Below are 24621 nucleotides of genomic sequence, written 5' to 3' on the forward strand. Positions count from 1 at the left end.
AGGGTCAGTGCGCGCCGGCCCCGGTACGGGTGAGCAGGCGGTGGATCTCGCGTACCGCGGCGCCGCCCGCGCGGTTGGCGCCGATGGTCGAGGCCGACGGGCCGTAGCCGACCAGGTGGATCCGCTCGTCGCGGACCGCGCGGGTGCCGTCGAGCCGGATGCCGCCGCCCGGCTCGCGCAGGCGCAGCGGAGCCAGGTGGTCGAGGGCGGGGCGGAAGCCGGTGGCCCACAGGATCACGTCCGCCTCCACCAGGCTGCCGTCCGACCAGGCGGCCCCCGTCCTCGTGAGGTGGTCGAACATCGGCCGGCGGTCCAGGACGCCCGACTCCAGTCCGCCCCGGACGGCCTCGTTCAGGGGCAGCCCGGTGACGCTGACCACGCTCCGGGGCGGCAGCCCCTGCCGTACCCGTTCCTCCACCAGGGCCACCGCCGCACGGCCCTGCTCCTCGCTGAAGCTCCCGTCGCGGAACACCGGGGGCCGCCGGGTGGCCCAGGTGGTCTTCGCCGCCACCTCGGCGATCTCCAGCAGGTGCTGCACCGCCGAGGTGCCGCCGCCCACGACGATGACCCGGGCTCCGGTGAACTCCGACGGGCCCGGGTAGTTCGCCGTGTGCAGCTGACGGCCCCGGAAGAGCTCCTGCCCCGGGTAGCGCGGCCAGAACGGCCGGTCCCAGGTGCCGGTGGCGTTGATCAGCGCCCGCGCCGACCAGGTCCCGGACCGGGATTCCACCAGCAGCCGGCCGTCCGCCCCGTCGCGTACGGCGGTCACGTCCACGGGCCGGCGTACGTGCAGGCCGAAGCGGTCCTCGTAGGCGGCGAAGTACTCCGCTATCACCTCGGAGGACGGCCGCCTCGGATCGGCGCCGGTGAGTTCCATCCCCGGCAGGGCGTGCATGCCGTGGACCTTGCCGTAGGTGAGCGAGGGCCAGCGGAACTGCCAGGCGCCGCCCGGGCGCGGCGCGTGGTCCAGGACCACGTGGCCGATGCCCGCCCGCGCCAGGTGGTAGGCGCCGGACAGACCCGCCTGTCCCGCGCCCACGACGACCACGTCCACGTCCTGCACCGCGTCCTGCACCGCGAAATCGTTCACGGTTCTACCAACTGGGGGCGGCGCCGAGATCTTCCCGGACCCCGCCGGTCCCGGCCTCAGCGTGCGAGCAGGCCGCGCGCCGCGAGCTCCGGGGTCACTCCCTCGCCGAACCAGTACGCCTCCTCCAGGTGCGGATAGCCCGACAGGACGAAGTTCTCGATCCCGAGCGCGTGGTACTCCTCGATCCGGTCCGCCACGTCCCCGTGGCTCCCGACCAGGGCCGTACCGGCACCCCCGCGCACCAGGCCCACCCCGGCCCACAGGTTCGGGGAGATCTCCAGCTTGGCCCGCGAGCCGCCGTGCAGGGCCAGCATCCGCTGCTGGCCGACCGACTCGCTCGCGCCCAGCGCCGCCTGCGCCGTGGCGATGGACGCGTCGTCCAGGTCGCCGAGCAGCCGGTCCGCCGCCGCCCAGGCCTCCTTCGCCGAATCCCGGGAGATGGTGTGCAGCCGGATGCCGAACTTCACCGTCCGGCCCCGCTCCTCGGCCAGCGAGCGGATCCAGTCGATCTTCTCCTTCACTTCCTGTGGCCGCTCGCCCCACGTCAGGTACACGTCCGCGTGCTCGGCGGCCACCGGACCCGCCGCCGCCGAGGACCCGCCGAAGAAGATCTCCGGCAGCGGGTCGGGCGGCAGCGCCGTCAGTCCGCCGTCGATCCGGTAGTGCTCGCCGTGGAAGTCGAAGGGCCGACCGCCCCAGACGCCGCGGACGACCGAGAGGAACTCGGCCGTGCGGGCGTAGCGCAGATCGTGGCCGAGGTGGTCGCCGAACCGCCGCTGCTCCGCCGAGTCGCCGCCCGTCACCACGTTCAGCAGCAGCCGGCCGCGCGTGATCCGCTGGTACGTCGCCGCCATCTGCGCGGCCAGCGTCGGCGAGATCACCCCCGGCCGGAAGGCCACCAGGAACTTCAGTCGCTCGGTGTGCTGCGCGAGCGCCACCGTCGTCAGCCAGGCGTCCTCGCACCAGGTGCCGGTCGGGGTCAGCACCGCCTCGAAGCCGAGGCGTTCGGCCGCCTTCGCGATCTGGGCGAGGTACTCGATGTCGGGCTCGCGCACCCCGGCGGCGGCGTGGTTGTTGGCGTAGGCGTGCCGGTCGACCAGGGTGCGGCCGTCGCCGCCCGTCGGCAGGAACCAGTGCAGTCGTACCGTCATCAGGAGTCCTTCCCGTACGCGCGCGCGGGGGTGGTGGAGGGCGGCAGGTCCCGGTTGAAGCGGGTGTCCACGAAGTCCTTGAAGACGACCTTGCCGGGGATCAGCTTCAGCTCGGCGAAGGTGTCGGCGATCTTCTGCTCGGAGGCCACGGCCGCATCGTCCACGGCCACCGGCACCCGGGTGCCGTTGCTCCGCTTCACCGCGTCGAAGGCCACCTCGTACGGCAGTCCGGTCTCCTTCGACCAGACCTTGGCCCACTCCTCCGGGTGCTTGAACACCCAGTCCTGGGCACGCTGGAGGCGCTCCAGGTAGTCCCCGATGGCCTTGCTCTTGGCCTCGTCGGCCAGCGCGCCGGGCGCCGCCACCTGGAAGCCGAGCCCGTTGACGATCCCCTCGCCGCTGGTCAGGATGCGGGCGCCGGAGCGCAGCACCTGGGAGGTGTACGGGTCCCAGACCGCCCAGGCGTCGACCTTGCCGCTGTTGAAGGCGGCCAGCGCGTCGGCCGGCTGGAGCAGGGTGATCTGCACGTCGGCCGGGGTCAGACCGGCCTGCTGGAGGCTCGCGATGAGCTGGAAGTGAGCCGAACTGCCCTGCGCCACCGCGATCTTCTTGCCGCGCAGCTCGGCGGGGGACTGGAGGGTGGAGTCCTTGGGGACGAGGATCGCCTCGCCGCTGGAGGAGCCGTGCGTGGCCGCCACCACCGCGATCTTCGACTTGGCCGCCGCGGCGAAGACGGGCGGGGTGTTGCCGACGCCGCCGATGTCGACGGCCTTGGCGTTGACGGCCTCCAGCAGCGGCGGACCGGAGGTGAAGGTGGACCACTTGATCTCGTAGTCGAGCTTGTCCAGCTCGCCGGCGGCCCGCAGCAGCGACTCGTAACCGCCCTTCTGGTCACCCACGTTGAGGGTGACCTTGGCGCCGCTCTTCGCGCCGTCCTTCGCGCCGGCGCCGGTGTCGGCGGCCGAACTGCCGCCGCAGGCGGTCAGGACCACCGACAGCGGAAGCAGCGCGGCGAGCAGGGGCAGGGTGTGACGTCTCATGTCGCTTCTCTTCGATCTCTCGTACGGGAACCAGGGCAGGGGAAGCGGAGGGGCCGGTCGGAGCTCAGCTGACGCCGAGCTCGGCCAGCAGCCGGGCGCGCAGCGCCGCGAAGCCGGGGTCGCCGACCGAGCGCGGCCGCTCCAGCGGCACTTCGGCGTCGTGGGCGATGCGGCCCCCGTCCATCACGAGCACGCGGTCGGCCAGCAGGACCGCCTCGTCGACGTCGTGCGTGACCAGCAGCACCGCGCAGCCGCGCCGCTGCCACAACTCGGCGACCAGCCGCTGGGCCTTGATCCGGGTCAGCGCGTCGAGCGCGCCGAACGGCTCGTCCAGCAGCAGCAGATCGGGCTCGCGGACCAGGGCGCGGGCCAGCGAGGCCCGCTGCGCCTCGCCGCCGGACAGGGTCTTCGGCCAGGCGTCGGTGCGGTGCTCCAGCCCGACCTCGGCCAACGCCCGCTCCGCTCGGCCGCGTTCGGGACGCCGGGCAGGCCGAGCAGCACGTTGCGCCAGACCCGCTTCCAGGGCATCAGCCGGGGGGCCTGGAAGGCCACCGCCCGGCGCTCGGGCACCAGGACCTCGCCCTCGATCTCCCGGTCCAGGCCGGCGAGCACCCGCAGCAGCGTGGACTTTCCGCAGCCGCTGCGGCCGAGGAGCACGGTGAACTGCCCGGCCCGCAGGGTCAGGTCGAGTCCGTCGATGACGGCCCGGCCGTCGAAGGACCGGGTCAGCCCCCGGACCCGTACCGCGGTATCGGACGGCTCCGCCGTGACGCCGGTGCTGGTGCCGGCGGTGCCGGTGGTGGCGGCAGCGGTCACTGGCCGGTGAAGGTCGGTCGCCATTGCAGCAGCAGCCTTTCGAGAGCGCGGACGATGAGGTCGGCGGTGAGGCCGAGGAAGGCGTAGACGACGAGGCAGACGACGATGACGTCGGTGCGGAAGAACTCGCGGGCCTGGTTCATCAGGAAACCGATGCCGGCGTCGGCGTTGATGGACTCCCCGAACGCCAGGGCCAGCCAGCCGGTGGCCAGGGAGTACCGCAGCCCGGTCATGAACCCGGGCAGCGCGCCCGGCAGCACCACGTGCCGCACCAGGCCCCAGCGGCCCAGCCCCAAGGCCCCGCCCGCTTCGATGAGTTGCTCGTCGACCCCGCGGATCCCGGCGTACACGTTCAGGTACAGGTGGAAGGCCGTGCCGAGGGCGATGAGCGCCACCTTCGGCGCCTCCCCGATGCCCATCCAGATGATGAACAGCGGAATGAGACCCACCCAGGGCACCGTGCGCAGCATCTGCACGCTCGCGTCGATCAGGTCCTCGCCCAGCCGGGAGAGCCCCGACAGCAGCGCCAGCACCGTCCCCACCGTCCCGCCCAGGACGAGACCGATCGCCACGCGCTGGAGCGACACCCCCATCGCCGCGGGGAGTGTGCCGTCCCCGATCAGGCCGGCCGCGGCGCTCGCGATGGTCGAGGGCGGCGCGAGCACATCGGCGGGCAACCAGCCGAGGCTGCTGGCCAGTTGCCAGGCCGCGAGCAACAGGAGCGGTCCGGTGGTGCGCCGTACCCAGCGGGGCGGGGAGCGCCGTTTCGCCGAGGCGGGTACGACGGGCACGAGCGCGGGGGCGCGGCCGACCGGATGCGCGGATGGAGATTTAGGCGAAATATCCGGCCGTGCATGGCTGGTGAGGGTCATGGGTGCTCCACGGAAGGGGAGGGGAGGGGAGGGGAGGCGAGGGCGAGGGGCGGGGCAGGAGGGTGCACGCGCCCGTCGGCCCCCACGCCGGTACGGAAGGTGGAGTGCCGGGCCGCGGAGCCCGGAGACCCGGAGCCGCGCGGATCCGGAGCGGCGGAAGGCCGGGGCAGCGGAGGACCTGAGCCGCGGAGGTCCGGGGCTCGGGTGATCGGCGGCTCGGGGAATCAGCGGCTCAGGGGACCGGAGGCTCGGGGAATCAGCGGCTCAGGGCGTGCGGAAGGAGAGCGCGGAGCGCTCGCGCCACAGGTGAAAGGGCGTCAGTAGCCGCGGCAACACGCGGCGGAAGCCACCCGCAGCAGGTCGATGTGACCGCGCGTGGTGAGCATGACGGGACGCAACATGCGGCGAAACTCAGCCATTCGCCCGCCCCGGGTCAATGGCGTCCCGCCCCCTGGGATTCCGATCTCTCCCGTCGGGACGCGCTCCGTCAGGGGCGGTGCGCGCGGAGGGTGGCCAGGACCGGGTCCCGGGGCTGGAGGGTGAGCCCCGGGAGGACCCTCGCACGGGTCGGGCCGCTGTCCAGGTGGAAGCGCTGGGCCACGACGGCCAGCACCAGGGCGGCCTCGACCAGGGCGAAGCGGGCGCCCAGGCAGGCGCGCGGGCCGCCGCCGAAGGGGAACCAGGCGTGTTCCGGGATCCGGTGGGCGCCGGTCGCGCCGTCGTCCCACCGCTCGGGGCGGAAGGCCTCCGGCTCAGGGAACCAGCGCTCGTCCCGGTGCATGGACCACGGGCTGATCCACACCGACAGGCCGGCCGGGACCGGGCGGCCGCCGAGCGTGGCGCCCTCCCTGGCCACCGCGGAGATCAGCCAGATCGGAGGGTAGATCCGCAGCGCTTCCTTGACCACCTGCTGGGTCCAGGGCAGCCGCGCGTAGTCCTCGTACGTCGGCAGCCGGCCGCCGAGCACCCGGTCGAGCTCCTCCGTCAGCCGCTCGCGTGCCTCCGGTGCTCCCGAGAGCAGTTGCCAGGCCCAGGTCAAGGTGGTGGACGTGGTTTCGTGGCCGCCGATGTACAGGGTGATGGACTCGTCCCGCAGCTCCGTGGGCGACAGCGGCCCGCCGTCCTCGTCGCGGGCGGAGAGGAGCCTGCTGAGGAGGTCGTCCCGCTCCTCGCCGGCCGCCGAGGCCGTCTCGTGCTCCCGGATGACGTGCTCGATCTCGCGGTCGAGCACGTCCACGGCCGCGCGCATCCGGCGCCGTCCCGGAGTCTGCACCCAGGGCGGCAGGAACATCGTCACGCCCCGGAACTCGGCGCTGAGTTCGCGCTGCGCGGTGGCCATGGCCGCGCTGATGGGCGCCTCCCGGCCGGCGGCATCGCTCCCGAACAGGGTGCGCACCGCGATGCGTTGGGTGAGCCCGGCCATCTCCCGGTGCACGTCGATCCGTGCGCCGTCGCTCCAGCCCGAGACCAGCGCGTCGGCGCACTCCACCATCGTGCCCGCGTACGCGCGCACTTGGCGCGGGCGGACCGAGGGCTGGACCAGTGCCCGCTTGCGCCGCCAGTCCTCACCGGTGGCCACGACCACCCCGTTGCCCAGCAACTGCCGGAAGGCCCAGCCCAGTTCGGTCGGGCTGAAGGTGGACTCCACGGCGCCGAGCAGTTCACCGGCGTGCTCCGGCAGCGAGACCAGGACGTTGCGCTGCGGGCCGAGCGCCCACGGCACCCAGTCCCCGTACTCGTCGCGCAGCGACTCGAAGAAGGCCAGCGGATCGCGGGCGAAGGCGGGCAGGTTCCCCACCAGGGGCCAGCGGCGCGGTCCGCGCTCGGAGCCCGGGGGCGTCAGGGTGGCGGTCACCCCGGCATGGTGACAGCGCGGCCCCCAGGACGCCAGAGCGCGCCGGAACCCCGAGCCGCCGCCGAAGTGGTCCGGCGGGCCCGGGGCTCACTCGGCGTCCGGACTGCTCAGGCCGCCTGCGCGGCGGTGAGCCAGGTGTAGGCGCTCTCCGCGCTGAACTCCGTCTGACCGGAGGGGAAGAGCAGCCCGGCCGCCGCGAAGGCCGGGTCGTCGGCGGTGGCCGCCACGTACGGCACCGCCACGCACCGCATGCCCGCCGCCTGCGCGGCCAGGGCGCCCGGCGCCGCGTCCTCGACGACCACGCAGTCGGCGGGGTCCGCGCCCAGCCGGCGCGCCGCCTCGAGGAACACGTCCGGGGCGGGCTTGCCCTGGGCGACCTCCTCGGCGGAGACCACCGTGGTCAGCAGCGCGTCCAGCCCGGTGCCCACCAGGACCGCGTCGATCGCCTCCCGGGAGGAGCCCGAGGCCACCGCCATCGGAACGCCCTCGGAGTGCAGGCGCCGCACGAACGCGCGCATCTCGGGGTAGGCCTCGGTGCGGGTCCGGGCGAGCTCCAGGTAGGCGGCGTTCTGCTCGGCGAGCAGCTGCTCCACCGGGGCCGCGATCCCGTACTCGTCCCGGAGGATCTCCAGGGTTTCCCGGGTGCCGATGCCGATGTACCGGGAGTGCTGCTCCCAGGTGAAATCGGGGACCCCGTGGCGCTCCAGGGTGCGCCGCCCGGACTCGTAGTAGTTGGGCTCGCTGTCCACGAGGGTGCCGTCGAGATCGAATATGACGGAGATCATCCGTTGTGCCCGTCCTGCCGGTGCCTGTCTTGTTCCTGTCCCTACCATCTTGTCAGTGTTTGCGCGCCGCCCGTCCCACGGACTCGACCAGGGGGAGCAGCCGGTGCGCCACCCGTTCGCGCAGCGCGACCTCGGTCCGGGTGCGCACCACGCCGGGCAGCCGGATCAGCTGCTGGATGACGTCCTCCAGATGCGCGTTGTCCCGCGCGGCCACCCGGGTCAGCAGGTCCCCGCCGCCGGTGATGGAGAAGGCCTCGATGATCTCCGGTACGGAGGCCAGCGCGTCGCCGACCTCGTCCAGGTGCCCCTGGGTGACTTCGATGTGCACGAAGGCCAGGACGGGATGCCCGAGCGCCGCGGGGGAGAGGGCGGGGCCGGTTCCGGTGATCACCCCGGTGCGCTCCAGCCGGTCGAGCCGCGCCTGGAGGGTGCCGCGCGCGACGCCGAGGATCCGGGCGTACTCCCGGACGCTGGTGCGCGGCTGCTCGATCAGCAGGCGCAGGATCCGTGTGTCGAGCTCGTCCACCGCCATGCCGCGACTGTACCAACGCGACCCCGAAATCATTACGTACCCGATCAAACCCCCTGTGACCTGCGGTGGTGCCGGGGTCGCCGGGGCGGCCGGGGCAGGAATCCGCTGGTCCGGGCGCGGTACTCGGCGTAGCCGGGGCGGTCCGCCATGTGCCGCTCCAGCAGGCGTTTCCCGCTGCCGCCGATCAGCAGGTACGACATCACGAGCGGGGAGACCACCGACACCGCCACCGCTCCGCCCGAGGTCCAGGCGGTCAGCGACAGCCCCCACCACACGCAGAAGTCGCCGAAGTAGTTCGGGTGCCGGGTCCAGGACCACAGCCCCCGGTCCATGATCCGTCCCCGGTTCGCGGGATCGGCCCTGAACCGCGCCAGCTGGTGGTCGCCGACCGCCTCGAAGAGCAGCCCGCACAGCCACAGCGCCGCACCCGCCACGGCCAGGACTCCGGGGCGCCCGGTCGCGTACGCCGCCGCCTGCACGGGCAGCGAGACCAGCCAGACCAGGGCCGCCTGGAGCAGGTAGACCATGCGCAGCGCGTACAGGTTCCGGTGGCCCGGGGCCTTGGCGAGCATCCGCTCGTAGCGCGGGTCCTCGCCGTGCCCCCGGCCCCGCCACGCGATGTGCCCGGCCAGCCGCAGGCCCCACACCACCGCCAGGACCGCAGGCAGCGGGTGGCGGCCGCCCGACAGTGCGTACGTGACCACCGCGACGGCGACGAAGCCCAGGCCCCAGGCCACGTCCACCACGCGGTGCATGCGCAGCCGGACCCCGACGGCGAAGGCGGCCAGCATGACGGCGAGGGCCGCCCCCGCCGACACGGCCAGGTTGAGCCCGAAGGCGCCCCAGTTCACCGGGGACCGCCGTCCACCGCGAGCCCCTCCGGGGCCGTGCGCGTCAGCAGGAACTGGTGCACGTCCAGGTAGCCCGAGGCGAACCCGGCCTCGCAGTAGGCCAGGTAGAAGGTCCACATCCGCCGGAACGCCGCGTCGAAGCCCAGCTCCGCCACCCGGTCGGCCCGCTCGGCGAAGCGCTCGCGCCACAGTCGCAGCGTCTGCGCGTAGTGGGACCCGTAGGCCTCGGAACGGGTCACGCGCAGCCCGGTGTGCGAGCGCGCCGTCTCCTCCACCACCCGCACCGACGGCAGCATGCCGCCGGGGAAGATGTACTTGTGGATCCAGGTGTACGTGTCCCTGGTGGCGAGCATCCGCTCGTGCGGCATGGTGATCGCCTGGAGCGCGACCCGCCCGCCCGGTGCCAGCAGCCGGTCCAGGGTGGCGAAGTACACCGGCCAGTACTCGGCGCCGACCGCCTCGATCATCTCGACGCTCACGATGGCGTCGTAACTCCCCTCGGCCTCCCGGTAGTCGCACAACCGCACCTCGACGCGGTCGGACAGCCCGGCGGCCGCGATCCGGCGCAGGGCCAGCTCCCGCTGCTCCCGCGACAGGGTCAGGGTGACCACGTGCGCCCCGCGCCGGGCCGCCCGGACGGCCAGCTCGCCCCAGCCCGTGCCGATCTCCAGCAGCCGGGTGCCGGGACCGGTCCCCGCCAGGTCCAGCAGCATGTCGATCTTGCGGTGCTGGGCCTCGGCGAGCTCCTCCCGGCCGGCGGGCAGAGTGCGGAACACCGCCGAGGAGTAGGTCATCGTCGGGTCGAGGAACTCGGCGAAGAGCTCGTTGGACAGGTCGTAGTGGCGCTGGATGTTCGTCCGCGAACCGTCCGGGGTGTTGCGCTCCGAGGCCGGGTGCCGGGAGGCCCACAGGCCGCGCAGCCGCTGGAGCGGAGCCGGGACCAGCCCCGTCACGTGCCCGGCCAGCACGGTCAGGACGGCGACCGGGTCGCGCGCGTCCCACTCCCCGGCCAGGTACGACTCGCCGAAGCCGATCAGCCCTTCGGCCGCGATCCGGCGTTCGAAGGCGTCCGGGTCGTAGACCGCCATCGCGGGGCCGCCCCGCCCCAGGGTCCCGTCCGGGCCCATCCGGACCTGGAGCGGCAGCCGGTCCAGGGCCCGGCGGATCAGTAGCCGCCCGACGGCGGCCCTGGCCCGGGAGCAGGGCGGTACGGCCGGGGCGGCGGTGGTGGTGGTCGACGTGCTCACTTCAGGCCCTCCTGGGGTACGTGTCGGGGGCGCGGCCGGACCGGCAGCCCGCGCAGCCACAGCCGGACGCCGTGGTAGCGGATGCCGACGCTGACGGCGGCGGTGGACCAGGGCCGGCGCAGCGCGGCGCGCAGTAGTCCGCGGGCGCCGGCGGGGCGGCGTACGCCGCGGACGGTCGCGGTCAGGCGGGCACCGTCCGATCCGCCGGCCAGCCGGACGGTCAGGGCCAGGTGTTCGCCCGGTTCGGGCAGCCGCATGCGGTAGGCGCCCTCGACTCCGAGGAAGGGGGAGACGTAGAACTCCTTGGGGACCGGGGTGGCTTCGCGGTCGCCGTGGTCGGCCCGGGCGGTCTCCGGGGGGAGCAGGTAGCAGTGCCGTTCGCCGTACGTGTTGTGCACCTCGGCGACCACCTGGCGCAGGGAGCCGTCCGGTCCGTGACACCAGTACACGGTCAGCGGGTTGAAGACGTGGCCGAGCACCCGGGCGTGCGCCAGCATCAACACCCTGGAACCCGCCGGGAGTCCGGCGCCGCGCGCCGCGAGGAAGGCGTCCAGTCCGGACCGGATCGAGGGGGCGCCGCCGCCGAAGTGGTCACGCGCCTCGAACCGGGCGAGCGGCCGCAACGGCCGGGGGAGGCGCGGCAGTCGGTCGAGGTCCACCAGCCACAGGTACGTCCGGTGCCGCAGCCGGTAGCCGCTGCTTCTGCTTCTGCTTCTGCTTTCGCTCTCGCCTTCGCCCGACCGGACGTGCCGGACGTCGGCCAGGTAGAGGCGGGGCTCCGCCGGGCCGGGGCTCACCACGTCACCCCCAGCGCGGCGGCGGCCTCCACGCCGGAGCGGCAGCCGTCCTCGTGGAACCCCCACCCGTGATAGGCGCCGGCGAAGGCCGTCACCGGCCCCGACAGGGCCGGCAGGAGCCGCTGGGCCGCCACCGACTCCGTGGTGTAGACGGGGTGTTCGTACTCCATCTCCGCCAGGACCGATTCCGGCCGCACCGCGTCGCCCGCGTTCAGCGTGACCACGTACGGCTCCGGCCCGTCCAGCCCCTGGAGCCGGTTCATGTCGTAGCTGACCCGTACGTGCGCATCGGCCGGCCGGCACCCCGACAGCCGGTAGTTCCAGCAGCCCCGGGCGCCGGGGGTGCGCGGCAGCACCGAGGTGTCGGTGTGCAGCACGGTCCGGTTGCGGGAGTAGCGGAAGGCGCCGAGCGCGGCGCGCTCCGCGTCCGTCGGATCGGCCAGCAGGCGCAGCGCCTGATCGGCGTGGACGGCGACGACCACCGCGTCGTAGAGGTCGGTGGCCCCGCCGGCGGTGGTGACCGACACACCCTGGGGGGTGCGCGCGAGCGCCCGTACCGGCGCGGCCAGGTACACGGCGTCCAGCCGTTCGCGGACCCGCTCCACGTAGCGCGCCGAGCCGCCCTCGACCGTACGCCAGCTCGGCGAGCCGCCCACGGACAGCAGGCCGTGGTGCTCCAGGAACCGGAACAGGTACCGGGCCGGGTACCCGAGCGCCGTGTCCGGCGGGCAGGACCACACCGAGGCGACGAGCGGGATCGCGAAGTGCGCGGTGAAGTAGGCCCCGAATCGGCCCCGTTCCAGGAAATCGGCCAGGGTGATCTCGGCGGTGCCGGTGGCGGCCAGCAGTCTCCGGGCCCGCCGGTGGAACGCCGGGATCCGTGCCAGCATCCGCAGGTACCGCGGGTTCACGGCGGACCGGCGGCGGGCGAAGAGCCCGCGCGGCCCGCGCGCACCCGCGTACTCCAGCCCGCACCCCTCGCAGTGGACCGACAGGCTCATCGTCGTCGGCCGGGTGGCCACCCCCAACTCGCCGAAGAGCCGCAGCAGGTGCGGGTAGGTGCGGTCGTTGTGCACGATGAACCCCGAATCGACCGCGCGCACCACCCCGTCCGGCCCCTTGAGGTCGTGGGTGTGCGCGTGCCCGCCCAGCCGGTCGTCCGCCTCGTACAGGGTCACCTCGTGGGAGCGCGCCAGTACGTACGCCGCCGTCAGCCCCGACACGCCCCCGCCGATCACGGCCGTGCGCGGGCGCGGCGCCCCTCGTTCGGTCATCGTGTTCCTCCCTCGTCGCCCCGTCACCCGGGGCACCCCGGCACCCCTTCTTCGGAGCCGAGGGGGGTCTTGGATGTGCCGTTCGGGGGAATCCCGCATCCGATGCGGCGCGCCGCGGCGAATCGGAAGGAGGGGGCGGAGGTACCGAAGAGCAGGGCACGAAGAGCGGAGACAGCCATGACGGGCAAGAACTGCCTGGTCACCGGGGCCAGCGGATACATCGGCGGACGCCTCGTACCCGAACTCCTGGACGCCGGGCACCGGGTCCGCTGCCTGGCCCGCACCCCGGAGAAACTGCGCGACCACCCCTGGGCCGGGGACGCCGAGATCGTCCGGGGGGACGTCACCGACCCCCCGTCCCTCGCGGGGGCGATGACCGGCATCGACGTCGCCTACTACCTCGTGCACTCCCTCGGCACCGGAGCCGGCTTCGAGGAACGCGACCGGGACGCCGCCCGGGCGTTCGCCGAGGAGGCCCGCGCCGCCGGGGTCCGCCGCATCGTCTACCTCGGCGGCCTCACCCCCGCGGGCATCCCCGTCCGGAGCCTCTCACCGCACCTGCGCTCCCGCGCCGAGGTCGGTGAGGTCTTCCTCGCCGGATCCGTCCCGGCGACCGTGCTGCGCGCCGCCGTCGTCATCGGGTCCGGGTCCGCCTCCTTCGAGATGCTGCGCTACCTGACCGAACGGCTTCCCGTCATGGTCACCCCCAGCTGGGTCGGCACCCGCTGCCAGCCCATCGCCGTCCGCGACGTGCTGCGCTACCTCGTCGGCAGCGCCGGCATGCCGCCCGAGGTGAACCGGGCCTTCGACATCGGCGGGCCCGACGTGCTCACGTACGAGGAGATGATGCGCCGCTACGCCACCGTCGCGCGGCTGCCCGCACGCCTCATCCTGCGCGTCCCGATGCTCACCCCGAGGCTGTCCAGCCACTGGATCGGCCTGGTCACCCCCGTGCCGAGGGCGCTGGCCCGGCCGCTCGCCGAATCCCTGCGGCACGAGGTGGTCTGCGCGGAGCACGACATCGCCGTCCACGTCCCGGACCCGCCGGGCGCGCCCATCGGTTTCGACGAGGCCCTCACACTGGCCCTCCGGCGGATCCGCGAGGCCCGGGTGACCACCCGCTGGTCCTCCGCCGCCGTCCCGGGCGCGCCGAGCGACCCGCTGCCCACCGACCCCGACTGGGCCGGCGGCAGCCTCTACACGGACCGCCGCGAGCTGACCGTCGAGGCCCCCTCCGCGGCGCTGTGGCGGGTGGTGGAGGGCATCGGCGGGGAGAACGGCTGGTACTCCTTCCCGCTCGCCTGGGCCGTACGGGGCTGGCTGGACCGGCTCGTCGGCGGAGTCGGCATCCGGCGCGGCCGCCGGGACGCCGCGCGGCTGCGGGTGGGGGACTCCCTGGACTTCTGGCGGGTGGAGGCGATCGAACCGGGCCGGCTGCTGCGGCTGCGCGCCGAAATGCGGCTGCCGGGGCTGGCCTGGCTGGAACTGCACGCGGATCCGCCGTCCCCGGGGGAGACCGGATCCCGCTACCGCCAGCGGGCGCTGTTCCATCCGCACGGCCTGCTCGGCCACCTGTACTGGTGGAGCGTGTCACCGTTCCACGCCGTCGTCTTCGGCGGCATGGCGCGCAACATCGCCCGCGCGGCCGAGCGTGCGGGCGATGCCGGTGAGGGTGCGGGTGCGGCGTAGCCCCGTGGGCGGGGGCTCAGCGGCCGGCCGGTGCCGCCCGGCGGCGCTTGACGGCGCTTGACGGCGAAGCCCAGGCCGGTGGCGGCCACCGCGGCCAGCGCGCCGCCCGCTGCGATCAGCGCCGGGTGGGCGCCCTGCCCGTACTCGGCACCGGTGGCGACGCCGCCCTCCATGTTGGTCCGGAGCTTCGGGGCGGGGCCGTTCGGGTCGAGGATCTCGGCGAGGAACCCGGCGTCCGCGGGGAGCTTCGGGTGCGTGCGCCGGGGCGAGTGCCGCTCCGGCGAGGGCGGTGATGACGACGGCGGTACGGACGGCGGCGCGGCGGGACGTGCGGAAGGACACGAGTGACTCCGTGGAGTGGGGGCGGCCTCGTGGGCCTGCCGGGAAGGGAAAGGGCCGCATGCCGCGTGCTCGGTGTGGGGCCACGAGCCCGGGCGGGCTGCTGTGACGAATCCAGGAAGCGGATGGCATGGATGCGTCCGTTCCGTGTCGCGGATTTGTGACGGAATCTCATATTCCTTTCTGCTTGAGGCAGTTACCGGCCACTTGGTCGTCCGGCCCGGCTGCGCCCACCGTCCCGGGCGGGCTCCGCCCACGCGCGGCGGCGCCCCCGCATCCGCGCGGGGGGCCGGCGGCGAAGTACCTCACGACACCCGTCCCCCATCCCCCATCCCTCACGCGGAGCGAACCCCATGAACGTCGCGGTGGTCCTCTACACCTCCGACCTCCGGCTGCACGACCATCCGCCGCTGCGGGCCGCCCTGTCCTCCTCTGCGCAGGTCGTGCCGCTCTTCGTGCGTGATCCGGCGGTCGCCGCCCCGCCCAACCGGCTCGCCTTCCTCGCCGACTGCCTCGCCGGCCTCGACGCCGGGCTGCGCTCCCGCGGCGGCCGCCTCGTCGTACGGTCGGGCGACCCGGTCGCCGCGACCATGGCCCTCGTACGGGAGGCCGACGCGGACGAGGTGCACATGGCGGCCGGAGTCAGCGCCTACGCCCACGCCCGCGAGGAGCGGCTGCGCGAGGCCCTCGAAGCCGAGGGGCGGCGGTTCCACGTCCACGACGCCGTGATCACCGCGGTGGCCCCGGGGGCCGTCACGCCCACCGGGTCCGCCGGAGCCGGCCACTTCGCCGTCTTCACCCCGTACCACCGCCGCTGGTCGGAGCACCCCCTGCGGGCCGCCGCCCCCGCGCCCCGCGCCGTCCCGGTGCCCGACGCGATCCGCTCCGAGCCCCTGCCCGAGCGCGCCGCCGTCACCGGCACCTCCCCGGGCCTCGCCCCCGGCGGGGAGCCCGAGGCGCGCCGGCTGCTCGCCCGCTGGCTGCGCGCCGGCATCGACCGCTACCCCGAGACCCACGACGACCTGGCCGGCGACGCCACCTCCCGGCTCTCCCCGCACCTGCACTTCGGCACGCTCTCGCCCACCGAGGCCGCGCACCGCGCCCGCGCCGCCGGAGGCCCCGGCGCGGAGGCCTTCGTACGGCAGTTGTGCTGGCGCGACTTCCACCACCAAGTGCTCGCGGCCAGGCCCGCGGCCGCCGCCGCGGACTACCGGGACCGCGGCGACCACTGGCGCACCGGCCCCGCCGCCGAGGAGGAGACCAGGGCCTGGAAGGAGGGCCGCACCGGCTACCCGGTCGTGGACGCGGCCATGCGCCAACTGGCCCACGAGGGCTGGATGCACAACCGCGGCCGGCTGTTGGTCGCGAGCTTCCTCACCAAGACCCTGTACGTGGACTGGCGCGTCGGAGCACGCCACTTCATGGACCTCCTCGTCGACGGGGACCTCGCCAACAACCAGCTCAACTGGCAGTGGGTGGCGGGCACGGGCACCGACACCCGCCCCAACCGGGTCCTCAACCCGGTGCGCCAGGGCCTGCGGTACGACCCCGACGGCGGCTACGTCCACCGCTGGGTCCCCGAGCTGGCCGGACTCCCCGCACCCCGCGTGCACGAGCCCTGGCGGCTCCCCGGCCTGGAACGGGCGCGCTACGACTACCCCGACCCGCTGGTCGGCCTCGCCGACGGCCTCGACCGCTTCCGCAGGGGCCGCGGGACGGAGCCGGGACCGGCGGACGGGCCCGGACCCACGGACGGGCACGGACCGGTGGCCGGGCGCGGCCCCACGGACGGGCCGGGATCCGGGTGACCGCCCGGGGCCCCGCCGCGCCGTACGGTGGAGGGGTGGAGCCCGAACCCCCGCAGCCCCCGCCCGTCGCCCTCGGCACCGGGGCGGTCGCCCGGCGCCTCGGGGTCTCGCCGACCACGCTGCGTTCCTGGGAGCGCCGCTACGCCATCGGCCCGGACCGTCGCGAAGCGGGCCGGCACCGGCGCTGGACCCCCGCGGACATCGCCCGGCTGGAGCTGATGTGCCGCCTCACCGCCCAGGGGGCACCCCCGTCCGAAGCCGCCCGGGTGGCCCGGGGAGCCGCCGCCCCGGACGGCCCGGCCGCGGCCGGGCCCGCCGCCGCGACCCCCGGAGGGCCCCGCGCGCTGCGCCTCGGGGACGTCCGCCCGGAGTGCAGGGGGCTCGCGCGGGCCGCCGTACGCCTGGACGCGCCGGCCGTGGAGGACCTGCTGGCGGCCGTGCTCGCGGAGCTGGGCCCGGTCACCGCCTGGGAGGAGGTCATCGCGCCGACCCTGCACGCGGTGGGCCGCAAGTGGGCTTCGGCGGGGGAGCGTTACGTCGAGGTCGAGCACCTCCTGTCCTGGTACGTCTCCGCCGCCCTGCACCGGATCCGGCCCGCCCCGGAGCCGCTCCCGGCCCCGCCGGTGCTCCTGGCCTGCGCGCCGGGGGAGCAACACAGCCTGCCGATGGAAGCGCTGGCGGCCGCGCTCGGCGAACGGGCCCTGCCGGTACGGATGTTCGGGGCGGCCCTGCCCGCCGACGCCCTGCGGGAGGCCGTCCGGCGCACGGGTCCGCGGGCCGTCGTGCTGTGGGCGCAGTCCCGTACGACCGCGGACGCCGCGCTCGCCCGGGCGGTGGCGGGCATCGAGTGGGGCCCGCGCGGCGCCCGCGGCCACTCCGCGCTGCTGCTCGCCGGGCCCGGCTGGGGCGCCGCGGGCGCGGCCCCGCCCGCCCGCGCCGAGCGGCTGTTCGGGCTCCGCTCGGGGCTGGCCGTCATCGAATCGGTTGTGGCACCCCGGGCTCCAGGGACTGCTCCAGGGACTTCCGCAGGACGTGCAGCGCCCGCCGCATGTGGCTCTTGACGGTGCCCAGCGGGAGCCCGGTGCGGTCCGCGATCTGCGACTGGGTCAGGTCCGCGTAGAAGGCGAGCCGCAGCACCCGCTGCTGCGCCGAGGGCAGCCGGGCCAGCTCGCCGAGCAGCAGCACCCGTTCCACGACCCGCTCCGGGCCCGGCTCCGGTTCCGGCCGGCACTGCGCGCAGACGCGCGCGGCGGCCTGGACCACCCGGGCCCGCCGGGTGCGGGCCTCCAGGGCGTCGGCCACCTTGTGCCGGGTGATGCCGGTCAGCCAGGCCCCGAGACCGCCCGGCCCGGGCCGGTACCCGCCCCGGCCCCGCCACGCGGCGAGGAAGACCTGCTGGGTCACGTCCTCGGCTTCCCGCTCGTCACCGAGCGAGCGGGAAGCCAGCCCGTGCACCAGCGGCCGCCAGCGCCGGTACACCGCTGCCACGCAGTCCTCGTCGCCCGCCGCGAACCCCGCCGCCAGCCGGGCGTCGTCCTGGTCGTCCATGCCCAGAGCCTCGCGAGCGCGGCCCCGCCGGCCAACTTGCACCGCTTGCGCATCGATTCCGCGACGCACGACCGGCACGGCGGCACTGCAGGGACTGCGCCCCGGTGCCGCAGGGACTAGGGTCCGAAGGGTGAGCGACCTGCTGCTGGTGAGGCACGGCGAGACCGCCTGGAGCGCGACGGGACGGCACACCGGGCGCACCGACGTCCCGCTGACCCCGCACGGGGTCGAAGAGGCCATCTCGCTCTTCCCGTACTTCCGGGACAAGCACCCGGCCCTGGTGCTGACCAGCCCGCTCCGCCGGGCCGCTGCCACGGCCGAGCTCGCCGGCCTGAGCGGGGGCGTCACGGACCCCGACCTGTACGAGTGGGACTACGGCGGCTACGAGGGCGTCACCACCGCCGAGATCCAGCGCGAGCGCCCGGCCTGGTCCCTGTGGACCGACGGGGTACCGCCCGGCGACGAGGAGCACCCCGGCGAGAACGCCGCCCAGGTCGGCGCCCGCGCGGACCGGGTGCTGGCCCGGGTGGCCGGGGTACTGGGCGAAGACCGGGGCAACGTCGTCCTGGTCGCCCACGGGCACCTGCTCCGGGTGCTGACCGCTCGCTACCTCGGCCTGCCCCCCGAGGCCGGACGGCTCTTCATGCTCCGGACGGGCACCTTCAGCGCCCTGTCCACGGAGCACGGCCTGCCGGTCATCGCGAGCTGGAACTCCCGCCCCTGGGGCACGCGGCCCCCGGGAACACCGGCCCTGGGAACTCCCGCCCCCGAACCCGTACGCCCGCCCCGGTAGCGCTCCCCCCGCCTCGCGCGGGGGCGCCGTCTGCGTGACGATGCGTACATGGCCCACGATGGCTCGGACGGCGTGCCCCCTGAGAGCCCGGAACCGCTTCCGGGAGCGGGGGCCGTCACGGACTCCGCCGGCGCGGACGCGGAACCCGGGCTGAAGGCCAACGCGATCGGCTTCCTCGACGCGCTCGTCATCGGCCTGAACTCGACCTCGCCCGCCTACTCGCTGGCCGCGGTCATCGGGCCGATCGTCGCGCTCGCCGGCATCTACGCGCCCGGCGTCATGCTGGCCTCCTTCGTCCCGATGCTGTTGATCGCCGCCGCCTTCTACTACCTCAACAAGGTCGACCAGGACTGCGGGACCACCTTCTCGTGGGTGACGCGCGCCATGGGCCCCTGGGCGGGCTGGCTCGGCGGCTGGGCCATCGCGATGACCGGCGTCCTCGTCATCGGCTCGCTGGCCGACGTGGCCGTCCACTTCGGGCTCCTCGCCGCCGGACTCGACGGCTGGGCCGGGAACGAGGCACTGCGCCAGGGCCTGACCGTCGTCGTGATCCTGGCCATGACCGCGATCTGCGTCATCGGCACCGAGATGTCGGCCCGGCTCCAGGACGTCCTGATCCTCGCGCAGGTCTTCTTCCTGCTGGTCTTCGCCGTGGTCGCCCTCTACCGCGTCTACGCCGGCACCAGCAGCCTCGACGGCACCAGACCCGCGCTCGAATGGCTCAACCCCTTCGGCGCCGGCGGCGCCGCCCTCACCGGCGGACTGCTGCTCGGCGTGTTCATCTACTGGGGCTGGGAGTCGGCGGTCAATCTCACCGAGGAGGTCGAGAACTCGGCCACCGCACCCGGCAAGGCCGGCATCTGGTCCACCGTCGTCCTGCTGGTGACGTACCTGTCCGTCGGCTTCGCCGTCGTCGGCTACGCCGGGACGGAGTTCCTCGCCGAGAACGCCGGCGAGGAGGAGGCCGTCTTCGCGGTCCTCGCGCACGAGGTCATGGGCGGCTGGGACTGGGTCGTCCTGCTCGCCGTCTGCACCTCCGCCCTCGCCTCCACCCAGACCACGATCATCCCCGCCTCCCGCACCGCCCTGTCCATGGCCCGCCGGCACGCGCTGCCGCCGAAGCTCTCGCACATCCACCCCAGGTTCCGGACCCCGGACGTGAGCACCTGGTGGGTGGCCGGCATCGCCATCGCCTGGTACCTCGCCGTCAACCAGATCAGCGAGAACGCCCTCCTGGACTCCTTGACCGCGCTCTCCCTGCTGATCTCCTTCTACTACGCGCTCACCGGCCTGGCCTGCGCCGTCTACTACCGCCGCCACCTGCTGGAGAGCGTGCACAACTTCCTGCTGATCGGCCTCGGCCCGGTGCTCGGCGCCGGCCTGCTGGCCTGGCTGCTCGTGCAGTCGGTCGACGACATGTCCAACCCGGAGAACTCGGCGAGCGGCGTCTCCTGGTTCGGGCTCGGCCCGCCGCTGGTCATCGGGATCGGCATCGCCGTCGTCGGCGTCCTCGTCATGTGCTTCTGGCGGATCAGGGACGGCCGGTTCTGGCAGGAGCGGCGCGGCGTCGCCGACCCGGCCCTCGTCCACGCGCCCAAGAAGCCCCGGAGCCCGAAGGTCCCGAAGCCCTGACCGCCACGGCCCGGTACCCCGCAGAGTCGCGGTAGCCCGCAGTCCCGCAGTCCCGTAGCCCCGCGTCATCCCGCAACACCGGCCGGAAGCCGGAGAGGAGCCCCGATGTCCGTCGTCCTCGGGTACGACGAGTCGCCCGGCGCCGAGCGCGCCCTGCGCGTGGCCCTGGAGGTGGCCGCCGCCTTCGGCGAGCCGCTCGTCCTCGTCTACGGGGCCGCCGCCCCCGGCCCCACCGGCGAGGAGTACCGCGCGCACCGGGAGGCCGTCCGGGAGGCCGGCCGCAGCGCGCTCTCCCGGGCGGTGGAGGCCGCCGACGAGGCGGGAGTGCCGTCCACGGTCGTGGTGGCCGACGAGAAGCCGGCCCAGGCGCTGCTCGCCGCCGCCGAACGGCACGACGCCCGGGTGATCATCGTGGGGAGCTGGGGCGACAGCCCGATCCGCGGCGCCCTGCTCGGATCGACCCCGCACAAACTCCTGCACCTCTCCCCGGTCCCGGTCCTGTGCGTCCCGACCGAGCACGCTCCCGGGGACTGACCCCGCCGCCCGCCTCCCGGATGTGAAGAGCGGTATGCCGCCGGGCGGGTCCGTTGGTCTTCCCGTGGCCGAAGATCACCGCTTCTTTCTGCGCCATTGGCCCAGTAGGAGCGGGTCGAGTTGAGCCATTGCCCCTGCGGATGCTTATCTGTGTCCTATCCATGTATCTACGGCGCCGCGCAGCGCCGGACGGCAACGAAGCCGATCCGGACCGTGGCGCCTTCGCCGTGCCCGTCCACCGCCCACCACCCCCGGGCGGAAGCGGGCCCGGCGTGCTCCATCGCAAGGGGGGCGGCACACCGCCGTGAAGAGGATGTTCGTGGCTCCGGATCCGGGGCGCGCAAGACTCAGGAACGCGTCCCGGGCCGTCATCGGCGTCGCTCTCGCCGTGGCCGTGGCCGAGCTCTGCGGGCTCTCGCTCGTCGCGTCGATCACCGGGGGACTGGCGGCCCTGCTCGCCCTCTTCACCGTGACCGACTCGACCGTGCGCGCCCAGCGGGTGACCACCGCCCTGCTGCCGGCCGCCGGCTTCCCCGTACTGGCCCTGGCCACCACCCTGCACGGCGTACCGCTCGCCCGCGACGCGGTGTTCGTGGCCGTGGTCTTCGCCGGCGTCTACGCCCGCAGGTGGGGGGTGCGCGGCCACGCCCTCGGGATCTTCGCGTTCATGAACTTCTTCATCACGCAGTTCCTGCACGCCCGGCCCGGACAGCTGCCCGAGCTCTACGCGGCCGTCGCCCTGGCCCTCCTGTCGGCGGGCGCCGTGCGGTTCGTGCTGTGGCCGATCGAGCGCCGCGTGCCGCCCGCCGCCGTACCGCCCGCGCCACCCGGGACCGGACTGGCCCGGCCGACCACCCGCCAGGCCTTCCAGGCCACGGCCGCCTGCGCGGTCGCGCTGGGCATCGGCCAGACCCTGTCGGAGGACCGCTGGTACTGGGCGGTCGGCACCGCCTGGTGGATCTTCGTCAACACCGCCTCGCGCGGCGAAACCCTGGTCCGCGGATTCCGCCGGGTCCTCGGCACGGTGTTCGGGATCGGCGCGGGCCTGCTGATAGCCATCCCGCTGAACGGGGCCCCGGCGCCCACGGCCGTCCTGGTGGCGCTCTGCGTCTTCGGGATCTTCTACACGGCCGCCGTGTCCTACAGCTGGATGATGCTGGCCGTGACGGTGATGGCCGGCCTGCTCTACGGACTGCTGGGCGTACTCGATCCGGGCCTGCTCGTGCTGCGCCTGGAGCAGACGGCCGTCGGTGCGGTCTGCGCCGGGCTGGCCGTCATCCTGGTGCTCCCGGTGACCACCCACGCGACCAACGACATGTGGATCCAGCGCGCCCTGCGCTGCGTGCGCACCTGCACGGCCGAGGCCGCGGCCCGGCTCGCCGGCTCCCCGGTCGCCGACCCCGCGCCGCACGCCGCGGAGCTGGAACTGTTCCTGGGCCGGGTACGGCTCTCCCTGGCTCCGCTCGTCCACCCGCTGAGCCCCTACCGCGGCCGCAAGGCCAGGGCCCGCCGGGTCCTCGCGCTGCTCGACGAGTGCGCCGTGGAGGTCCGCGGGCTGGTCTCGGTGGCGGCGGACCCGGACGCGAGCCACGACGCCCGGCTCGCGGCGGCGTGCTGGCGCGTGGAGGCCGCGGTGGAGGCCCTGCTGACGCCGGAAGCGGAACGCGCCTCGGAGGCGGAGCTCCGGCCGGCCGCGGCGGCCGCGCACCCCGGGCGGGTCGCCTCGGGGCCCGCGCTGGCGCACCTGCACGGTCTGGAGCGGCTCCTGGCCCAGCTCGACGGACCCCTGCGCAGCACGTCACGCGCCCCGCTGGTGGGCGCCTGACCCCGGCGTACCGGACACGTCGCGGCCGCCGTCGAGGACTCCGGCCTTCGCGAGGCTGAAACCGAGTTCGGCCCTGCTGCGGCTTCCGAAGCGGGTCGAAGCGCGTTTGATGTGCGCGCCGATGGTGCGGGTGCTCAGGCCGAGCCGTTTGGAAATGGCCTCGTCCGTATGCCCCTTCACCATGAGTTCGAGAATCGCGTGCTGGATTTCGTCGGTGAGCCGGGGAGGGCGGTGTCCCGTCGTGTCGAACTCGACGGGGACCGCCCGTTCCCACACGGCCTCGAAGGTTTTCACGAGGTACTGGATCAGGCCGGGTTCGCGGATTTCCAGGGCGTACGCCTCCTTTCCGCTCTCGGTCAGGACCGCGATGAACGCGGCCGACCGGTCGCACACGATCAGCCGCTCGAACCGTTCGCCCACCGTCCGCACCTCGGCGCCCTCTTGGGTGACCCGCTCCATGTGGGCGAGCGTCGGGCCGTGCGCGCGGACGGTGTGTCCGTAGATCGTGCGCTGGCGAACTCCCCGGCCGGCCAGGGAGAGATCGCGGGGCAGCGCGCCGGCCAGCGCCCCGGAGGGGCGGCCGCCCTCGGGGTGCGCGCTGAGCAGCTCCTGCGAGCAGGTCTCCAGGGCTCCCTGGACGGCGGTGTCGATGACCTCGCGGCCGATCAGCGGCTGTACGTGGGCCTTGTGGCGCTGGCGTTCGTGCCGGTAGACGGCGTCCAGCGGGGAGAGGGAGGCGATCAGCGTGTCGAGCGCGGCCCGCTGGTCCAGGATGGCCCGTTTGATCGGCTGCGCCAGGGTGATCGCGGCGACCGAGGGCGGTACCGGGAGATGCTCGGGGGAACCGTCCAGTTTCCGCAGCAGCCCGAAAGCGATCAGGCACTGCGGAACGGTCCCCGATAAGCCGCCTTCGCGCAATGCCCTTCGATAGCCGGCCGCGCAGTCGCCGCAGACCGACGTACAGCCGTCCATGTCGGGATGTGCGGTGTTGGTGTTCATCTGGACCCCCTTCTTGTTCCGGCAATGCAAGATCAGGATGCCCCGGCCCGTTGGCCGCGGGGGAGGGGAACGGCAGGATCCTTCCTGCCTGATGATCGCGAAATGACCCACATGACCGGTGGCGGGAGTGGCGACGGTGAACCGAGACATCCGTTCCGAGCGCAGGGTTCCGCCGGCGGGACCGACCGAGGCGCTGGACATGCTGGCCCGGGCGCGCAAGGCCGTGGACGACGCGTACGGCTCCGACGATCAACTCGCCCGGGTGGCGCTGCACTTGATCGACTGCGCCGCCGACGCCTCGGCCCTGCTCTCCCGCGAAGGCGGCCTGGATGCGGCCCGCGAGGCACTGGGCTCCGCCCGCTCCGCGGTGGTCGCCGCCACCGCCGCGGTCCACGTGATCCACGACGCGACGCGCGTCGTCGTGCCCACGGAGCCCGTCGGTGAGGCACAGGGCCGCACTGGTGCGAACTCCAGGTTTTGAGCCGGGGTCGTCGCGGCGGTGGGGTTGGTGGTGTGGGTGTCGGTCGGACACCCGGAGGGGTCCGATCAGGGCTGGGGCATCGCCGGGGCGATCGCCGGCTTCGCCGCGCTGGGGGTCGGGCTGTGGCAGCTCAGGCTCAGCACACGGGCCGCGTCGAGCCCGGCGTCCACCCCGGTGGCGCTGACCGCGGAGGGTGGCTCGGTCGCGGCGGGCGGAAGCGTCCGCGACGCGCGAGCGCGTGACACCGCGCCCGGTACGGGTGGGGGCGCGGCGACGGGCGGAACGGGCATCTCCGCGAGCGGCGGATCGATCGCGGCCGGGGGCGACGTCGATGGATCCGGCGCCCACCGGGGCCCGTGAAGCCCCGCTGGTGGCGGCGCGCGGCCGGCTCTGCCGACGCCGTCCCGACCCCCCCCGAAGCCGATGGGCCTCCCGGAGCAACCTCGCGCATGGGTACAAGGCGGCCGGGGACCTCGGCCGGGCGGTACGTCTGTACGAGCGGACCCTGAACGGCTGGGAGCGGGTGCTCAGTCAAGGTCATCCGCTGACGGCGAAGGTGCGGGAGAATCTGGGACGAGCGCGGTCCTCGTAGCCTCCCGGCACTGCTGCGGATGGTACGACTCCCCAAGTCCCCTCCGCAGGCCGATCGATGAAGATCACACG

General features: G+C 74.2%; 24 protein-coding genes and 1 pseudogene. 10 read left to right on the forward strand and 15 right to left on the reverse strand.

Annotation, left to right across the window (positions count from 1 at the left end):
• Positions 1-4: 4 nt before the first annotated feature.
• The 13 genes and pseudogenes from AC3IX6_RS34485 to AC3IX6_RS34545 all read right to left on the reverse strand — a co-directional run bounded on the left by AC3IX6_RS34485 (position 5) and on the right by AC3IX6_RS34545 (position 12310).
• On the reverse strand, positions 5-1063 hold the full coding sequence (locus AC3IX6_RS34485) for an NAD(P)-binding domain-containing protein (protein ID WP_489371649.1): 1059 nt from the start codon (positions 1061-1063) through the stop codon (positions 5-7).
• 83 nt (positions 1064-1146) lie between these two features.
• Complete coding sequence (locus AC3IX6_RS34490; RefSeq protein WP_489367198.1) at positions 1147-2241, reverse strand: LLM class flavin-dependent oxidoreductase; 1095 nt, start codon at positions 2239-2241, stop codon at positions 1147-1149.
• Complete coding sequence (locus tag AC3IX6_RS34495; RefSeq protein WP_489367199.1) at positions 2241-3281, reverse strand: ABC transporter substrate-binding protein; 1041 nt, start codon at positions 3279-3281, stop codon at positions 2241-2243. The genes AC3IX6_RS34490 and AC3IX6_RS34495 overlap by 1 nt, the downstream gene beginning before the upstream one ends.
• 64 nt (positions 3282-3345) lie before the next feature.
• Positions 3346-4121: pseudogene (locus AC3IX6_RS34500) on the reverse strand (ABC transporter ATP-binding protein).
• Positions 4094-4969 (reverse strand): ABC transporter permease, encoded by an 876-nt coding sequence (locus AC3IX6_RS34505; RefSeq protein WP_489367200.1) that lies wholly within the window; start codon positions 4967-4969, stop codon positions 4094-4096. Before AC3IX6_RS34505 ends, AC3IX6_RS34500 begins: the two are co-directional and overlap by 28 nt.
• 317 nt (positions 4970-5286) lie before the next feature.
• A complete protein-coding gene (locus AC3IX6_RS34510) occupies positions 5287-5388 on the reverse strand; it encodes a putative leader peptide (RefSeq protein ID WP_489367201.1) in 102 nt (33 codons plus the stop codon).
• Positions 5389-5456: 68 nt separating this feature from the next.
• Complete coding sequence (locus tag AC3IX6_RS34515; protein WP_489367202.1) at positions 5457-6824, reverse strand: cytochrome P450; 1368 nt, start codon at positions 6822-6824, stop codon at positions 5457-5459.
• Positions 6825-6931: 107 nt separating this feature from the next.
• Positions 6932-7609: an HAD family hydrolase gene (locus tag AC3IX6_RS34520; RefSeq protein WP_489367203.1), complete on the reverse strand. Its 678-nt coding sequence runs from the start codon at positions 7607-7609 to the stop codon at positions 6932-6934.
• A gap of 52 nt (positions 7610-7661) precedes the next feature.
• Positions 7662-8141 (reverse strand): Lrp/AsnC family transcriptional regulator, encoded by a 480-nt coding sequence (locus AC3IX6_RS34525; protein WP_489367204.1) that lies wholly within the window; start codon positions 8139-8141, stop codon positions 7662-7664.
• Between the two features lie 44 nt (positions 8142-8185).
• On the reverse strand, positions 8186-8932 hold the full coding sequence (locus tag AC3IX6_RS34530; protein ID WP_489371650.1) for a DUF1295 domain-containing protein: 747 nt from the start codon (positions 8930-8932) through the stop codon (positions 8186-8188).
• Positions 8933-8988: 56 nt separating this feature from the next.
• Positions 8989-10239, reverse strand: a complete 1251-nt coding sequence (locus AC3IX6_RS34535; RefSeq protein WP_489367205.1) for a class I SAM-dependent methyltransferase — start codon at positions 10237-10239, stop codon at positions 8989-8991.
• The gene (locus AC3IX6_RS34540) at positions 10236-11036 is read right to left on the reverse strand and encodes a DUF1365 domain-containing protein (protein ID WP_489367206.1); all 801 of its coding nucleotides are present in this window, start codon (positions 11034-11036) and stop codon (positions 10236-10238) included. Before AC3IX6_RS34540 ends, AC3IX6_RS34535 begins: the two co-directional genes overlap by 4 nt.
• A complete protein-coding gene (locus AC3IX6_RS34545; protein ID WP_489367207.1) occupies positions 11033-12310 on the reverse strand; it encodes an NAD(P)/FAD-dependent oxidoreductase in 1278 nt (425 codons plus the stop codon). Before AC3IX6_RS34545 ends, AC3IX6_RS34540 begins: the two co-directional genes overlap by 4 nt.
• A gap of 177 nt (positions 12311-12487) precedes the next feature.
• On the opposite strand from AC3IX6_RS34545, the gene AC3IX6_RS34550 reads away from it, so the two are divergent.
• From AC3IX6_RS34550 to AC3IX6_RS34560, 3 genes are all read left to right on the forward strand, one after another.
• Positions 12488-13999, forward strand: coding sequence for an SDR family oxidoreductase (locus tag AC3IX6_RS34550; RefSeq protein WP_489367208.1), 1512 nt, complete (start codon positions 12488-12490; stop codon positions 13997-13999).
• A 692-nt stretch (positions 14000-14691) separates the two neighbouring features.
• A complete protein-coding gene (locus tag AC3IX6_RS34555; RefSeq protein ID WP_489367209.1) occupies positions 14692-16146 on the forward strand; it encodes a cryptochrome/photolyase family protein in 1455 nt (484 codons plus the stop codon).
• A gap of 35 nt (positions 16147-16181) precedes the next feature.
• Positions 16182-17207 (forward strand): MerR family transcriptional regulator, encoded by a 1026-nt coding sequence (locus AC3IX6_RS34560; RefSeq protein ID WP_489367210.1) that lies wholly within the window; start codon positions 16182-16184, stop codon positions 17205-17207.
• Here AC3IX6_RS34560 and AC3IX6_RS34565 read toward each other — a convergent pair.
• Positions 17119-17694: an RNA polymerase sigma factor gene (locus tag AC3IX6_RS34565; RefSeq protein ID WP_489367211.1), complete on the reverse strand. Its 576-nt coding sequence runs from the start codon at positions 17692-17694 to the stop codon at positions 17119-17121. The genes AC3IX6_RS34560 and AC3IX6_RS34565 overlap by 89 nt on opposite strands.
• 130 nt (positions 17695-17824) lie before the next feature.
• Between AC3IX6_RS34565 and AC3IX6_RS34570 the strand changes: the two genes are divergently transcribed.
• The 4 genes from AC3IX6_RS34570 to AC3IX6_RS34585 all read left to right on the forward strand — a co-directional run bounded on the left by AC3IX6_RS34570 (position 17825) and on the right by AC3IX6_RS34585 (position 22478).
• On the forward strand, positions 17825-18487 hold the full coding sequence (locus AC3IX6_RS34570; RefSeq protein WP_489367212.1) for a histidine phosphatase family protein: 663 nt from the start codon (positions 17825-17827) through the stop codon (positions 18485-18487).
• Between the two features lie 48 nt (positions 18488-18535).
• Entirely contained in the window at positions 18536-20119 is a 1584-nt protein-coding gene (locus AC3IX6_RS34575) for an APC family permease (RefSeq protein ID WP_489367213.1), read from the forward strand.
• A 105-nt stretch (positions 20120-20224) separates the two neighbouring features.
• Entirely contained in the window at positions 20225-20653 is a 429-nt protein-coding gene (locus AC3IX6_RS34580) for a universal stress protein (protein ID WP_489367214.1), read from the forward strand.
• Between the two features lie 313 nt (positions 20654-20966).
• Positions 20967-22478 (forward strand): FUSC family protein, encoded by a 1512-nt coding sequence (locus AC3IX6_RS34585; protein ID WP_489371651.1) that lies wholly within the window; start codon positions 20967-20969, stop codon positions 22476-22478.
• Here the strand turns inward: AC3IX6_RS34585 and AC3IX6_RS34590 are convergent.
• A complete protein-coding gene (locus tag AC3IX6_RS34590) occupies positions 22452-23477 on the reverse strand; it encodes a LuxR C-terminal-related transcriptional regulator (RefSeq protein ID WP_489367215.1) in 1026 nt (341 codons plus the stop codon). The genes AC3IX6_RS34585 and AC3IX6_RS34590 overlap by 27 nt on opposite strands.
• Positions 23478-23613: 136 nt before the next feature.
• Here AC3IX6_RS34590 and AC3IX6_RS34595 point away from each other — a divergent pair, with 136 nt between their 5' ends.
• The 3 genes from AC3IX6_RS34595 to AC3IX6_RS34605 are packed head-to-tail and all read left to right on the forward strand — an operon-like array spanning position 23614 to position 24550.
• On the forward strand, positions 23614-23958 hold the full coding sequence (locus tag AC3IX6_RS34595) for a hypothetical protein (protein ID WP_489367216.1): 345 nt from the start codon (positions 23614-23616) through the stop codon (positions 23956-23958).
• 36 nt (positions 23959-23994) lie between these two features.
• Positions 23995-24318: a hypothetical protein gene (locus AC3IX6_RS34600; protein WP_489367217.1), complete on the forward strand. Its 324-nt coding sequence runs from the start codon at positions 23995-23997 to the stop codon at positions 24316-24318.
• On the forward strand, positions 24290-24550 hold the full coding sequence (locus AC3IX6_RS34605) for a tetratricopeptide repeat protein (RefSeq protein ID WP_489367218.1): 261 nt from the start codon (positions 24290-24292) through the stop codon (positions 24548-24550). Before AC3IX6_RS34600 ends, AC3IX6_RS34605 begins: the two co-directional genes overlap by 29 nt.
• Positions 24551-24621 lie beyond the last annotated feature (71 nt).

This window comes from Streptomyces sp. GL_141 (genome assembly GCF_057834385.1).

Excerpts from the sequence above, each read along its gene's own strand:
- AC3IX6_RS34545 (WP_489367207.1), bottom strand. The coding sequence starts at position 12,310 with ATGACCGAACGAGGGGCGCCGCGCCCGCGCACGGCCGTGATCGGCGGG.
- AC3IX6_RS34490 (WP_489367198.1), bottom strand. The coding sequence starts at position 2,241 with ATGACGGTACGACTGCACTGGTTCCTGCCGACGGGCGGCGACGGCCGC.
- AC3IX6_RS34590 (WP_489367215.1), bottom strand. The coding sequence starts at position 23,477 with ATGAACACCAACACCGCACATCCCGACATGGACGGCTGTACGTCGGTC.
- AC3IX6_RS34565 (WP_489367211.1), bottom strand. The coding sequence starts at position 17,694 with ATGGACGACCAGGACGACGCCCGGCTGGCGGCGGGGTTCGCGGCGGGC.
- AC3IX6_RS34495 (WP_489367199.1), bottom strand. The coding sequence starts at position 3,281 with ATGAGACGTCACACCCTGCCCCTGCTCGCCGCGCTGCTTCCGCTGTCG.
- AC3IX6_RS34605 (WP_489367218.1), top strand. The coding sequence starts at position 24,290 with ATGGATCCGGCGCCCACCGGGGCCCGTGAAGCCCCGCTGGTGGCGGCG.
- AC3IX6_RS34525 (WP_489367204.1), bottom strand. The coding sequence starts at position 8,141 with ATGGCGGTGGACGAGCTCGACACACGGATCCTGCGCCTGCTGATCGAG.
- AC3IX6_RS34520 (WP_489367203.1), bottom strand. The coding sequence starts at position 7,609 with ATGATCTCCGTCATATTCGATCTCGACGGCACCCTCGTGGACAGCGAG.
- AC3IX6_RS34585 (WP_489371651.1), top strand. The coding sequence starts at position 20,967 with ATGTTCGTGGCTCCGGATCCGGGGCGCGCAAGACTCAGGAACGCGTCC.
- AC3IX6_RS34575 (WP_489367213.1), top strand. The coding sequence starts at position 18,536 with ATGGCCCACGATGGCTCGGACGGCGTGCCCCCTGAGAGCCCGGAACCG.
- AC3IX6_RS34505 (WP_489367200.1), bottom strand. The coding sequence starts at position 4,969 with ATGACCCTCACCAGCCATGCACGGCCGGATATTTCGCCTAAATCTCCA.
- AC3IX6_RS34510 (WP_489367201.1), bottom strand. The coding sequence starts at position 5,388 with ATGGCTGAGTTTCGCCGCATGTTGCGTCCCGTCATGCTCACCACGCGC.
- AC3IX6_RS34580 (WP_489367214.1), top strand. The coding sequence starts at position 20,225 with ATGTCCGTCGTCCTCGGGTACGACGAGTCGCCCGGCGCCGAGCGCGCC.
- AC3IX6_RS34555 (WP_489367209.1), top strand. The coding sequence starts at position 14,692 with ATGAACGTCGCGGTGGTCCTCTACACCTCCGACCTCCGGCTGCACGAC.
- AC3IX6_RS34550 (WP_489367208.1), top strand. The coding sequence starts at position 12,488 with ATGACGGGCAAGAACTGCCTGGTCACCGGGGCCAGCGGATACATCGGC.
- AC3IX6_RS34530 (WP_489371650.1), bottom strand. The coding sequence starts at position 8,932 with ATGCTGGCCGCCTTCGCCGTCGGGGTCCGGCTGCGCATGCACCGCGTG.